The sequence below is a fragment of the Streptosporangium sp. NPDC001681 genome (assembly GCF_040298085.1).
Taxonomy (GTDB): Bacteria; Actinomycetota; Actinomycetes; order Streptosporangiales; family Streptosporangiaceae; genus Streptosporangium.
Map to the genome: position 1 here is coordinate 119,077 of NZ_JBEOZN010000011.1, position 12,731 is coordinate 131,807.

12 protein-coding genes are annotated in these 12,731 nt (G+C 67.2%); 9 read left to right on the plus strand and 3 right to left on the minus strand.

The window, feature by feature from the left end; translation table 11 throughout:
• Positions 1-15: 15 nt before the first annotated feature.
• Positions 16-903 carry a hypothetical protein gene (locus tag ABT130_RS07745; protein WP_350953738.1) on the minus strand — a complete coding sequence of 296 codons (888 nt, stop codon included), beginning with the start codon at positions 901-903 and terminating at the stop codon, positions 16-18.
• Positions 904-921: 18 nt separating this feature from the next.
• On the opposite strand from ABT130_RS07745, the gene ABT130_RS07750 reads away from it, so the two are divergent.
• Positions 922-1,221: a helix-turn-helix domain-containing protein gene (locus ABT130_RS07750; protein ID WP_350953740.1), complete on the plus strand. Its 300-nt coding sequence runs from the start codon at positions 922-924 to the stop codon at positions 1,219-1,221.
• Positions 1,222-1,472: 251 nt separating this feature from the next.
• On the opposite strand, the gene ABT130_RS07755 is transcribed toward ABT130_RS07750, so the two are convergent.
• Positions 1,473-1,682, minus strand: a complete 210-nt coding sequence (locus ABT130_RS07755; RefSeq protein ID WP_350953741.1) for a hypothetical protein — start codon at positions 1,680-1,682, stop codon at positions 1,473-1,475.
• A gap of 942 nt (positions 1,683-2,624) precedes the next feature.
• On the opposite strand from ABT130_RS07755, the gene trxA reads away from it, so the two are divergent.
• From trxA to ABT130_RS07780, 5 genes are all read left to right on the plus strand, one after another.
• A complete protein-coding gene (gene trxA / locus ABT130_RS07760; protein WP_350953743.1) occupies positions 2,625-3,068 on the plus strand; it encodes a thioredoxin in 444 nt (147 codons plus the stop codon).
• Entirely contained in the window at positions 3,052-4,722 is a 1,671-nt protein-coding gene (locus tag ABT130_RS07765) for an FAD-dependent oxidoreductase (protein WP_350953745.1), read from the plus strand. The genes trxA and ABT130_RS07765 overlap by 17 nt, the downstream gene beginning before the upstream one ends.
• Positions 4,723-4,749: 27 nt before the next feature.
• Positions 4,750-5,199, plus strand: coding sequence for a DUF1931 family protein (locus ABT130_RS07770; RefSeq protein ID WP_350953747.1), 450 nt, complete (start codon positions 4,750-4,752; stop codon positions 5,197-5,199).
• 204 nt (positions 5,200-5,403) lie between these two features.
• The gene (locus tag ABT130_RS07775) at positions 5,404-6,555 is read left to right on the plus strand and encodes a glutathione-independent formaldehyde dehydrogenase (protein ID WP_350953749.1); all 1,152 of its coding nucleotides are present in this window, start codon (positions 5,404-5,406) and stop codon (positions 6,553-6,555) included.
• Between the two features lie 93 nt (positions 6,556-6,648).
• A complete protein-coding gene (locus tag ABT130_RS07780; protein WP_157594724.1) occupies positions 6,649-6,813 on the plus strand; it encodes a hypothetical protein in 165 nt (54 codons plus the stop codon).
• Between the two features lie 352 nt (positions 6,814-7,165).
• Here ABT130_RS07780 and ABT130_RS07785 read toward each other — a convergent pair whose 3' ends face one another.
• Complete coding sequence (locus tag ABT130_RS07785; protein ID WP_350953751.1) at positions 7,166-8,380, minus strand: WD40 repeat domain-containing protein; 1,215 nt, start codon at positions 8,378-8,380, stop codon at positions 7,166-7,168.
• Between the two features lie 300 nt (positions 8,381-8,680).
• Here ABT130_RS07785 and ABT130_RS07790 point away from each other — a divergent pair, with 300 nt between their 5' ends.
• The 3 genes from ABT130_RS07790 to ABT130_RS07800 all read left to right on the plus strand — a co-directional run.
• Positions 8,681-9,481: a hypothetical protein gene (locus ABT130_RS07790; RefSeq protein WP_350953753.1), complete on the plus strand. Its 801-nt coding sequence runs from the start codon at positions 8,681-8,683 to the stop codon at positions 9,479-9,481.
• Positions 9,478-9,663 (plus strand): hypothetical protein, encoded by a 186-nt coding sequence (locus ABT130_RS07795; RefSeq protein WP_350953755.1) that lies wholly within the window; start codon positions 9,478-9,480, stop codon positions 9,661-9,663. Before ABT130_RS07790 ends, ABT130_RS07795 begins: the two co-directional genes overlap by 4 nt.
• A 1,335-nt stretch (positions 9,664-10,998) precedes the next feature.
• On the plus strand, positions 10,999-12,731 hold a 1,733-nt coding region (locus ABT130_RS07800; RefSeq protein ID WP_350953757.1), incomplete at its 3' end, for a hypothetical protein.

The following is a 12,731-nucleotide window of genomic DNA, read 5'->3' on the forward strand; positions in this document are numbered from 1 at the left end:
CCAGTGCGGAGGTGCTCATCCCGGCCGCGGCGGCCACCACGCCCAGATCGATCCGCGCGCCCAGCAACTCGACGATCCAGGAGGAGCGCAGCCGGCGCACCGACAGGGCGGGCAGGCCTCCGGTCGGCCGGTGGCGGGCCGTCCAGGAGCTGAACAGGTTCTTGGCGCGCCGGGAGGCGCGCCCAGGTCGGAAGCGAAGGCGTCGCCGGGCCGGTCTGTGGCTTGAGTCAGGATGTCCTCCCAGGCAGCGCGGCAGACGATCAACCGCTGCGTGCCGGGGGCGGTGACCACGATCGCGCCGGAGTCCAGGCGACGCAGGTGCCCGGTTCGGATGGCGGCCACTTCGCCAGAGGTCAGACCGCAACCGAAGGCGAGTGCCATCAATGCCAGTGCATCGCCTCTGGCCTGGCCGGGCAGGTGTTCGGCCCAGCCGCGAAGGTGGCTGAGCTGGGCCGGCGAGTACGGCGGGCTGACCTTCTTGGGGGCTTTCATCGGTGGCGGCGCTTGTTCGCCGCGTTCCAGCCAGGCCAGGGTGGCGCGCATGTGCCGCAGCCAGCTGCGGTAGGTCTGCGCCGAACTCGGGGCCAGGTCGGTGCAGCCAGTCAGGACGAACGCGTCGATCGTCTCGTGCCGCAGCCACACTTCCGGGTTATCCGGCAGGCCGGAGCGGTGGCACCACACGGCCAGGCGGGTGGTCGCGGTGAGTAGCCGTTCCACCCGGTAGGGGGAGCGCTCAGCGCTGGCGGCGACCAGCATCCGCACATGCCCGCAGATGTGGTCCCACTCCGGTGGAGCTTTCTGCGGCCGGTAGCCAGTGATCTTCGCCGAGGTCGCGGGATCGAGGGTCACACCCCATCCATAGCGGCAGAACAATCTGCCGTTGCGCAGCGCGACGACATCCACCGAAAGGATCCGTTTGTCATGGTCGGAGGACGTGCGCGGTCCCGCTCTCCCCGGGAGCTGGCCGAGGACCCGGAGAACTGGCCCCACGCGGACCTGTCCGGCCATCCGGCCGCCATCGCCGCCGCTCTGCAGAACGTGATGGCCGAGCAGGGGCTGAGTTTCCGCCGCCTGGCAGAGGTATCCGGGGTGAACCGGCAGACCGTCAACGACGTGGCCGTCGGCCGCTGCTGGCCCGACGTGGCCACCATCGCCCAGTTGGAGGCGGGGCTGGGCATCCGGTTGTGGCCTGATCCGCCCGCCAGGCCGAAGGGAAGCTGACTCGGGACGAGCTCGTTTTCGCCCTGGTGAGGGCATCGTCGGTCCTTCCCGCCGCGACCCTGCTGATGGCAGGGCAGGCGAAATCGGGGCTCGACGTCTCCCCAAGACACCTCGTTCAGGTTACTCTCGGGAATGCGGGAGCCACTGTCGGTTAGTCCTGCTGGGCGCTCACGCAACCCGGGTGCCGCCAAGGGCCTAATCTCGGCGGCACCAACTTGTTCACGGCAGGGGTCGTGATCACATACCGGCGGTCAAACGGCCTCCCAGCTGGGCGCGTGCCCGTTGATATTGGAGGCGATCGCATAAAGTCCGCCCGCTTCGCGCCGTAGCCAGCCGTCGCTCACCAGCCGTTGCAGCCGGGAGCGCATCCCCTCCACCTGCGAGCGGGTATCCGGCTTACCGATGGCCTGCGCGATCTCCCGCGCCCGCATGGGCTCCTCGGCTGTGGCCAGAAACGCCACCGCCTGCCGCCGGAAGCCCCGTAGGGGCGGCAGGCGTCGAGTCGCTACGGGCCGAGCCGGACGGCTCCTCGATGACCACGCCGTCGTCTGCGGCCGTGTCGGTTTCGCTGGGGTCGTCGTCGGCGAACTCCGTCAGAGTCTCACGAGTGATTGCCAGTCGGCGCAGTTGCTCTTCGACGGCGGCCAGTTGCGCTCGTAGTCCGTCCGCCTGCTGCCGTGCGGTCGCCTCGGCTTGGGTCACACGTTCCAACAGTGACATCACCATCGCCTCCCACGGAGAAGCAGTCATACCCGCCTGCCGCATTCACGCCATGCGACCAACAACTCCACACTGTAAACGGCGCAGCACTGGCAGTCACTGGCGCACTTCGAGATCCTTGCTTGTCGGCACTGTGGGAAGCTCGGGCGAAGTCTTCAAGGGTCACCAGGCAGGTACGCCCGAGTAGTTGCCCTGTCGTGCGCGCCGGATCAGGATCGCCGGCATGAGCGTCTTCTGCGAGTGCTACCGGGCTGCGGATCGTGCGGCGGCGATCGTCCAACCGGACCGTTCCCGTGTGATCGACGATCCTGAGTACGGAGTTGCCGGGTTCGACGCCGTGGAGACCGGGGCTTCCACCTCACTCTCTCCTGGGAGAAGCGCTGCCTGGTCTGGGTGATCGACTCGGTTGACGGCTGGTGACACGTTCGTTAACGGCACCCCGATACGGCAGAAAGGGATCACACGCGGGGATAGCCGCTGGTCAGCGTTGGGGGGTGCTGCAAAGCGCCTTTGGCGGCGGAGATAGCTTGGGGATGTGGAGGAGACTGAGCAGCGGCTCGTCACCGAGCGGCCGCCGAGACCGGCGAACCGGTCGCCGGCGACGCCCTCGACGGGGCGGTCATCCATGTCGCACTGACCGGCGGCACACCCTCGATGACGTAGGGGAATCCGGAGGTCTGACCATGCGGTCACAGACCAAGGACGCGAGCGTCGTCCAATGCTCGAAATGCGGACGGAAGAACCGGCTGCCCAGGGCCGCCTCAGGAATCCCGCGGTGCGGCGACTGCCACCAGCCGCTTCCCTGGGTCACCGAGGCCGGGGACGACGACTTCAGCGAGGTCGTCGAGGCGGCCCGGATCCCGGTGGTCGTCGACTTCTGGGCCCCTTGGTGCGGCCCGTGCCGCATGGTCAGCCCGGCGCTGGAGCAGGTCGCGGCCGATCTTGCCGGTCGCCTGAAGCTGGTGAAGGTGAACGTGGACGAAGCGCCCCGGCTCTCGGAGCGCTTCACCGTACAGGCCATCCCGACCCTTGTCGTGATCGATCAGGGCCGGGTCCTCACCCGGCGATCGGGCGCGGCGCCGGCTCCCGCCCTACGCGAATGGGTGGACGATGCGCTGGCCGCCTGAGCTTTCCGAGACGCCGGACCCGCAGGGGGCCTACCCGCGGCTGAGCGACGCGCAGCTCCAGGCGCTGGCCCCGCACGGCGAGCGGCGCCGCGTCCGCCAGGACGAGGTCCTGTACGCGGAGGGTCTTCCGTGCACCGAGTTCTTCGCGATCCTGGCTGGCAAGGTGGCGACGGTCGAGGGATTCGGAGCGGACGACCAGGTGATCGGCGTCCACGGGGCAGGCCGGTTCCTGGGAGAGCTCAACGTGCTCACCGGCCAGGTGGGCTTCGTCACCGGCGTGGTGGCCGAGGACGGCGAGGTTCTCGCCGTGCCGGCGGACGCGCTCCGCCGCCTGGTCGCCGGGGATCCGGCACTCGGCGACCTCATCCTGCGGGCCTACCTCATCCGCCGCACGATGCTCATCGGACTGGGGGCGGGCTTCCGCATCATCGGCTCCCGCTTCTCGGCCGACTCCCGGCGGCTGCGGGAGTTCGCGGCACGCAACCGGCTGCCGCACCGGTGGATCGACCTGGAGCAGGACGAGGAGGCGGAGCGGTTCCTGCGGAGCATGGGCGTCACCCCGCAGGAGACCCCGGTCGTGATCTGGCGTGGCGAGAGGGTGCTTCGCAACCCGAGCAACGCGGAGCTGGCCCGGGCGGTCGGGCTCCTCGCACCACGGGTGCAGGAGACCCGATGCGACCTGCTCGTCATCGGGGCCGGGCCGGCGGGGCTGGCGGCGGCGGTCTACGGGGCGTCGGAGGGCCTCGCGACGACGGTCCTGGACGATGTCGCGACGGGCGGCCAGGCGGGCACCTCCTCGCGGATCGAGAACTACCTCGGCTTCCCGTCCGGGATCTCCGGCGGCGAACTGGCGGAGCGGGCGGCGATCCAGGCCGGCAAGTTCGGCGCGCGTTTCTGCGTCCCCGCACAGGCGTGCGGACTGCGCCTGGACGCGGGCGATCACATCGTCACCGTAGGGGAGGGCGGCACGATCCACGCGCGCACCCTGATCGTCGCGACCGGCGTCCGCTACCGGAGGCTCGACGTCGGGAACCTGGAAAGGTTCGAGCCCACGAGCGTCTACTACGCGGCGACCATGTTCGAAGCCCAGATGTGCGAGCGGGATCCGATCGTCGTGGTGGGCGGAGGCAACTCGGCCGGCCAGGCCGCCCTGTTCCTGGCCCGGCACGCCGCCTGCGTCCGGCTGCTCGTGCGCGAGGACGCGCTGTCCAGGAACATGTCCCGCTACCTGGCCGTCGAGATCGAACGGCACTCCCAGATCCAGATCATGCCGAACACCGAGGTCCGGGAGCTGATGGGGGAAGAGAGGCTCGCCGCGGTCATCGCCGAGAACAACGTCACCGGCGAGCGTTCCACGATCGAGGCCCGCGCGATGTTCATCTTCATCGGCGCGGAGCCGTACACCGCCTGGCTGGCCGACGAGATCGCGCTCGACCCGCGGGGCTACATCCTGACGGGCGCGGACGCCACCCGGTCCGGTAAGGAAGGCGTACCCGACTCCGCCGGCCGGCCGTTTCCGCTGGAGACGAGCAGGGCGGGCGTGTTCGCGGCCGGGGACGTGCGGAGCGGGTCGGTCAAGCGGGTGGCCGCGGCGGTCGGTGAAGGCGCCATGGCCGTACGGCTGATCCACGACTACCTCCAGGCCGGAGAGTGACTCCGGGCCGGAAGGAAGGAGACCTCCATGGCTGTCATGGCGGTGCCGAGATTCGAACGCTTCTTCCGTAGCGCCGCAGGTGTCGATGTCGACAAGGACGACCTCCGGCGCTACGGCGACTTCGTGAACGACAAGCTCTACGACCTTCTGGTGATCGGCCAGGCCCACGCCAAGGCGAACCGTCGCGACATCATCGAACCCTGGGATTTACCCGTCACCAAGGGCCTCCAGGAGAGCATCCACCGATTCCGCCTCCTCGATGAGGACATCGAGCTGAAACCCATCCTGGAGCAGCTCGCCACGCTGCCTCCGCTCGACCTGTCGGTCGGCGAGGAGACCGTCGGCCGCCTGCCCGAGATCGTCGGCGGCCTGTCAGTGGCACTGGCTCAGGCTTTCAAGATCGTGGATCCGGAGGTGAAGAACCCCGCGACCGAGCAGTGGGAGCGCACGATACGTGTCTTCGACCTGCTGCTCTGAGGCGGCCGGGACGGCCTCGGCGATCAGCTCTGAACGGCCCGCCTCGGACGCCCGGTGAATCCGGCGCCGAGCCCTCCCAGGGGCGTGGCCGCGGCGAGCAAGGAAGGAGGAACGAACCGTTGACCTGCTGTACGGCGTAGAACCTCTCGCCCCGTCTCTGGCGGGTAAGGCGATCCTTCGCAATCAACCGCATGCGAGGAAATCATGAAAGCGATCGTGTACAACGGACCTCGACAGGTCAACGTCGAGGAAGTCCCGGACGCGCGCATAGAGCGGCCCACCGATGTCCTGGTTCGCATCACCACGACCAACATCTGCGGGTCGGACCTGCACATGTACGAAGGCCGGACCGACTTCGAGACGGGCCGCGTCCTCGGTCACGAGAACCTCGGCGAAGTGGTCGAGGTCGGACCGGCCGTCGACCGCGTCCGCGTCGGCGACGTGGTCTGCATCCCGTTCAACATCTCGTGCGGCTTCTGCGCGAACTGCGAAAAGGGCCTGACGGCCTACTGCCTCACCACCAATCCCGAGCCGGGCATGGCCGGGGCGGCCTACGGCTTCGCGGACATGGGGCCCTACAACGGCGGCCAGGCCGAGTTGTTGCGCGTGCCGTACGGCGACTTCAACTGCCTCGTCCTCCCGGACGACGCGAAGGAGAAGCAGAACGACTACGTGATGCTCGCCGACATCTGGCCGACCGGCTGGCACGCGACTCAACTCGCCCAGGTGGAGGCGGGCGACTCGGTCGTGATCTACGGAGCGGGGCCCGTCGGGCTGATGGCCGCCTACTCCGCCACGCTCAAGAGCGCGAGCAAGGTGATGGTCGTCGACCGCCACCCCGACCGGCTCGCCAAAGCCGAGGAGATCGGCGCGATCGCGATCGACGACTCCCAGTCGCCACCGGTCGATCAGGTCATGGAGCTCACCAAGGGCCTGGGCGCCGACCGGGGCTGCGAGTGCGTGGGCTACCAGGCCCACGACCCACAGGGGCACGAGCACCCCAACATGACGCTCAACGACCTCGTCAGATCGGTCAAGTTCACCGGGACCATCGGCGTCGTCGGCGTCTTCATCCCGTCGGACCCCGGCAGCCCGGACGATCTCTTCAAGCAGGGCGAGATCGCCTTCGACTACGGGATGTTCTGGTTCAAGGGCCAGATGATCGGCAACGGCCAGTGCAACGTGAAGCGCTACAACCGGCAGCTCCGCACGCTCATCCACGAAGGGAAGGCCCGGCCGTCCTGGGTCGTCTCGCATGAACTGAACCTGGACGACGCACCGGACGGCTACGAGCACTTCGACCGGAGGGATCTCGGCTGGACCAAGGTCGTCATCCATCCCGGCGAGCTCAACTGACACGCAGCGCCCGGACCACCGCCGCGATGGCGCACACCATCACGGCGCCCGGAAGACCATGCCGGCATCGGCCAATGGCCGCGACCGCAGGCGATGACGGACTTCTTCGTCGAGTTCGAGGAGCGTGACGAGGACTACGACTGGCGAGCCGCCATGCTCGCGGTCATCGACCAGACCGCAGGCGCAAGGCTGACCAGTGAGTGGCTGGAGCAACCACATCCGTACACAACGGTCCGTATGCCCGAGGCGGCACGCTGAAACCTCGGGGGCTCGGCCGGGAAACGATCACGGCCATCTCGGGAAGCGATCTTCGAGCCACCTTCAGCGCCCCAGGCCAGACCTACTCGTGAACACCCCACCAGGTCAGAGGCCGTTTCCGATCAGTCGGGAACGGCCTTCTGCATTGCCGGGTGACTAATCCGAAAATCGGACAGTGCGTGGGCAGGTGGCAGCGAACCCTGGCGCGTGGTGGTGGGCAGGTTTTTGGCTCAGCTGTGTGGCATGCCGCCTCGTCAGGTGTAGGGACTCAAGTCCCACATCCGCACGATGCTGTCGCCGTCACCGTCTCCGGTGACGGCGATCGGTTGATCGTTCACCTGCCCGACCGCAACTACGGGGTCGATGTGGTCGGTTCTTGGTTCGCCAATTCGCCGAGGAGTTTACGCGTGGTCAGGTCCCACACCCGCACGATCTTGTCATAGCCGCCGGTGAGGGCGATCGGTCGGTCGTTGAGCTGCCCGACCGCCACCGCCTGGACGGCCTCGATGTGGCCGGTCGTCAATGCGCCGCTGGGTACGCGCGTGGTCAGATCCCATACTCGTCCGTCGTCGCTGGTGACGGCGACCGGTCGGCCGTTCACGTGCCCGACCGCCACCGCCCGGACCGTATGGGTGAAGTCATCCTTAGCGTGCTCGGTCATCGGTTCGCCGATGGGTTCGCGTGTGGTCAGGTCCCACATCCGCACGGTGTTGTCTCGGCCGCCGGTGACGGCGACCGGCTGACCGTTCACCTGTCCGACTGCCACCGCATAGACGATGTCGGTGTGTCCGGTCATTGGTTTGCCGATGGGTTTGTACGTGGTCAGGTCCCACACCCGTACGGTCTTGTCCTCGCCGCCGGTGACGGCGACCGGCTGACCGTTGGCCTGTCCGACTGCCACCGCCTGGATGATGTCGGTGTGTCCGGTCATTGGTTTGCCGATGGGTGTGCGTGTGGTTAAGTCCCACATCCGCACGGTGTTGTCATAGCCGCCGGTGACGGCGATCGGTCGGCCGTTGACCTGGCTGATTGCCACCGCCTGGATGGTGTTGGTGTGTCCGGTCATTGGTTTGCCGATGGGTGTGCGTGTGGTCAGGTCCCACACTCGCACGGTGTTGTCATAGCCGCCGGTGACGGCGATCGGTCGGCCCTTGACCTGCCCGACCGCCACCGCCCGGACGGCTTCGGTGTGGCCGGTCATCGGTTCGCCGATGGCTTTGTACGTGGTCAGGTCCCACACCCGCATGGTGCCGTCATAGTCGTTGGTGACGGCGATCGGTCGGTCGTTGATCTGCCCGATCGCAACCGCCTCGATGGTGTCATCCAAGTTGACGTCATCGTCATAGTCCAACAGTCCTGTGGAAGGCCAGAAGATCGCGAAGAGTGCAATGGAGACAACGAGCGCGCCGAGCACCACGCAGGCCGTCACCGCGGTGATCCACCCAAGGCGTCGGCGGGCGGACGGGACAGGCTGACCGAGGTCGAGGGAAGCACTCGCGTGCGGCTCGGTCGTGTCGTGGCCGAGTGCTTTGGGATCACCCGTGTCCCGCTGACCCGTATCGGGCACCGTGCACCGTCCTTTCCGGTCGGCATCACATCTCGGGGCGGCCGGGCGGAGCTATCCGATCACCGACGGCCGAGAAAAGCGAGCTGTTACGTCTGCTTTTCAGATCATGACGCCTCACATGTGGCAGATCACACTAAACAGTGATCAATCCTCATCGAAGGAGCATTTCCTTCACAATCGCCCGGCGTGGCGTTCTAACGCGCCTGCGGACGCACGCCCTCCGCCTGGCGCCACTCCTCATGATCGATTGTAGGGTGAGGCGTTCGCTCCCATCCCCTCCGAATCCTCAGGAAGCGTCCTGTGTTACGTCGTCACCGTTCAGCCCTGCCCGCCCTGCTCGTCACCGGTCTGTACGGCGCCGCGCTGATGGTCGCCGTCGTCGTCGCCCTGATCTCTGGCGACCTCGGCCCGTTGTGGTGGCTGACGCTGTTCGCAACCACGACCGAAGGCGTCGCAGCGACGGGGCAGAACCTGCTCCTCCTGGTCCTGGCCGGGCTGTCCTGGGCATGGGGGATCTGGCAGATCCTGCGCGGGCCGCTGGCGGGGCCGCCACCCCAGCAGGACCGGAACACCCTGCGGTTGCGCGTGGCGCTCTACGTCGCGACAGCTGCGACGTGGCTGCTCCACGTCACCGCGTCGATCTGGGCGGATGCGACGGTGATCGACTCTGCGGCGATGTGGGTGGTCGTGCTGCTGTTCATGCGGGTGCTGGGCGGCGACCGGCCGTACATGCGGGGCGCGGGGGTGCTGGGGTACGGCGGTTTCACCGTCATCGGCGTACTCGACCTCGTCGGCTGGCCCGTCCCGGATGTGGCGGAGTCGATCTGCGGTCTGGCCGGCCTGGTCTGGACGGTGCTGGTCCTGCGGGCCCAGGGGTACGACGACCGCTGGGGGACGGCGACCGTCGCATACGGTATCACCGCCCTGGTGGCGCCGATCTTTCTGGTACTGGCGGCATTGCCGTTCCTGGGCGAGGGAAGGGCTGTCGAGGCTCTCGGCGTGGTCTCGAGCGTCTTGATCATGATCTGGCTGGCCCGCTCCGCCCACGACCTCGCCGCCCCGCGCCACCAACCGGCCGTCCAGACTACGTCGGGGGCATGAGCCGACGAGCAGTCGCGTTGTCGGCCATCGCCGCCGCGCTCGTGCCGGCGGCGATGGCCATGGTGATCATTCGTCCGGGCTATCCTGAGCGCGCCGCCCCAGGATCGTGGAATGATCGCGCTCTCGAGGATGTCGCGTCCTACTGGACCACCGAACGCATGCGTGAGGCAGACCCCGGCTGAGAGACGGGATCAGCGGACCGAGACGTCGTTGAAGACGTTGATGGCGCCGTCGCCGTGGTCGCCGACTTCGCGATGATGTTGATGGGAGCCCCGTCGGCGAAGTCGCGGTGGCTGTAGGCGCCGATGATGTAGCCCCAAGCCCCAAGCCCCGGGCCACCCGCAAGTCCTGTTCCCGGCGGATTTCGGCTGACCGGCCCAAAGGAAGCCGGGGTGGCCTGACCCTCCACAAGACCCTGCGTCAACTCCAGGTCCTGCCGGCCGTCTGGGCAGGTCAATGGCCAACCCGGAACCGATAAGGCCTGCGCTTCCAGGACCTGGGCGCCGACTACTTCGACACTCTCAGTCTCAAACGTCAGAGCCATAACAAGATCCGGGATCTGGAGCGGCTCAACCCCGGCATGAGGGTCGCCCTCGTTCCCATCGCGGTTTCCACCACCTGATCACACGTCGTCACCGATCACTCGTCCGACACCGCCGGAGGTCTCCGAGCAAGCCCCATATCGTCGCAGCTCTCCGTGATCTGGCGCCGGGTCGACGCCTGCTGCCTGTCTGTCCGTGGCTATTTCCGACCAGCACAACGATGAACTAAAGATGAACTAAAAGGGGGCATCCAAATTCCCATAAGTCCCTCATAAGTGATTTGAGTGACGCTTCGATCATTCGATCAGGCTTGCATTCAGGAAGTGTCATGAGACACGTACGGCTCTGCAGTCAACCGAGCAGCCTGGCAGCGATCACTGCCGGTGGGAACGTCGCGGGCACCTCCTCTCCCGGATGTGGGTGGACTCACGCGCTGCTGACGGAGAAGCCGCACCAGATGGGTGTGAATCGAATACGACATGGGATGACATCGGCCCCCGCCACGCCGGTGACGACACGCGCCGGCCGACGATGCCGAGTCCGTCACCTCCGCGTGCTGGGCGCGGAGCATCTGCTCTGGAAACCCATATGACGACCTCGTAGCGGCAGCTCGCCTCCCCAGCAGTCTCCGTGCCGGATAACGAGGGAACCTGGGCCGGCCGTCGACCAGGTGTGTCACCACGCACGGCTTCGCGGAAGGCCGTAGCCCCGAGCTCTCGCGGCGCGACCTCGGACAGGTGGCCTCCCCATCGCCGAGTTCACCCCGGCCGGACTCCCCCGGCCGACATCTATGCGAGAGGACCCTCAGTGAGGTCGAGATGGAGAAAAATTGACCGCCCACAACGTCGGGGACGGGCGTCCCGGCTGAGCCGGCTGGTCGCGACGGTGATGGCCGTCGTGCTCACCGCGAGCCTGACACATGCAACGTTCGCCCCCCCGGTGTACGCCGATCCGTCGCCGGCGCAACAGGAGGCTTTGAACACCAGGCTGCACGCGACGGCCACGCACCTCAAGAGCCCGAAGCCGTACAGGGACAGCCTGCTCAGCGAGTATCTGGGGACACTCGCGCTCACCTCGCCGGGGCTGACCGAGGAGCAGTATCTCAGCCGGCTTCAGGCCGCCTCGGAACAGATCGACCAGAAACTCGGCTCGGAGGCCGACGCGAAGGACAGCGTGGACCTCATGTCCAGGATCGCCGAGGTGGGCGCGCGGGTTCCGGGAATGGAGGGGGTCGCCGCCACCGTCAAGAACGCGCTGCGCGACCTGGTCATCTCGCCGATCTCGCGGTACGACAGCTGGTCGGACGCGCTCGCCGCGCAGCGGTACACCGACCAGGAGACCTCCATTCTCCTGGACGAGGTGAGCCTCGCCGGTGCGGGCCGGATCCGGAAGGTGGCGCTGGACCTGGGTGTGGATCACCCCGCGGTGCGGGTCTGGAACTCCCAGGTCGGTGTCCGATCCGGTATCACCGCCGGTGCGACGACCGCGGAGTTCCTGGCGGACGCCGAGCTCAACGAGGTGATCGGGCTCAGCGAGATTCTCAAGTACTCCCCGGGCGACCCCAGATGGCAACAGGAGGTCGACAAGAGGCTGGGTGTCCTGCTGGCGGCGAACAACAAGATCATCAAGGACGCGGTCGAGGCGATCGACGAGTTGCAGAGCACGTACGACGGCGCGTTCCTCTGGAGCACCTCCGCTCCCGCGGAACCGCCCTGCGCGCCCGGGGCCGCCATCCGCACGGATGCCCTGGCCGACTGCAAGTCCGCCTTCGAACGGGCGCAGGAGAGCGCCGCGCAACGCGGAAAGTACATCAAGCACGTCGAGCAGGGACTCAAAGGGCTCGTCAGCGTCGTGGACTTCGCCGACAAGGAGAGCGGCAGGAGGGTGAAGTACCTCGGCGAGGCGGCCATCAAGGTCGCGAGCGCCATCAACGACTATCTCCCGAAGATCGCCGCGAAGGGATTTCAGGACGCCCTCTTCTCCCTGGGGTCGGTGGTGCTCACCGGGAACATCCTCGGCGCGATCGGAGCCCTGCTCCCGCTCTTCCAGGCCGGTCAGCCGAGCATAGAGATGCGGATCCTGACCGAGCTCGGCAAGCTCCGCCAGGAGGTGGTCACACTCCAGACCGTCATGTACAAGCAGTTCGACGCCGTGAACAAGAACCTCAACGTCATCTACACCGAGATGCTGAGCAAGTTCGACGAGGTCCTGAAACTGCAGCAGGTGTCGATCGCCCAGCTCACCCAGATCCAGGGACAGCTCCACACCATCGAGCGGAAGATGGACACCTGGTCGAGCGAGATCATCAGGTCCCTGCAGAACGGCGCCCTGCAGGAGGCCCGCACGGCGCTCAACCGGCACCTGAGGCGGTCAAGCGGTAAGCCCGTCGCGTCGTTCGCCGAATACGACGAGGCTGAGAAATGGGTTCATTTCGCTGGGGTGTCGCAGGCGCGGGAGGTTCCGTTCGTGCCCGGCAAGGGCAGCTACCCCACCCATGAAAACGATCCGGTGGCCGTGCTGGATCTGTATGAGGAGACCGGTGGTGCGACCGGGTTCTTGACCTGGTACGGCAATCGTAGGTACGGGTGGCCCGCCGGCGTGTCGGCCGGTGATGCCGAGAAGATCCCCAACGCCGCGGTCTGGCTGTCGATGGCCACCGGCTACCGCCAGCTCGCCGCGGAAAACCCCGCCTACGCCGCTCAGATGAA

What these genes read in the sequence shown, in the direction of transcription:
- ABT130_RS07750 (WP_350953740.1), top strand. Translation starts at nt 922, where the DNA reads ATGGTCGGAGGACGTGCGCGGTCCCGCTCTCCCCGGGAGCTGGCCGAG.
- trxA (WP_350953743.1), top strand. Translation starts at nt 2,625, where the DNA reads ATGCGGTCACAGACCAAGGACGCGAGCGTCGTCCAATGCTCGAAATGC.
- ABT130_RS07765 (WP_350953745.1), top strand. Translation starts at nt 3,052, where the DNA reads ATGCGCTGGCCGCCTGAGCTTTCCGAGACGCCGGACCCGCAGGGGGCC.
- ABT130_RS07770 (WP_350953747.1), top strand. Translation starts at nt 4,750, where the DNA reads ATGGCTGTCATGGCGGTGCCGAGATTCGAACGCTTCTTCCGTAGCGCC.
- ABT130_RS07775 (WP_350953749.1), top strand. Translation starts at nt 5,404, where the DNA reads ATGAAAGCGATCGTGTACAACGGACCTCGACAGGTCAACGTCGAGGAA.
- ABT130_RS07780 (WP_157594724.1), top strand. Translation starts at nt 6,649, where the DNA reads ATGACGGACTTCTTCGTCGAGTTCGAGGAGCGTGACGAGGACTACGAC.
- ABT130_RS07795 (WP_350953755.1), top strand. Translation starts at nt 9,478, where the DNA reads ATGAGCCGACGAGCAGTCGCGTTGTCGGCCATCGCCGCCGCGCTCGTG.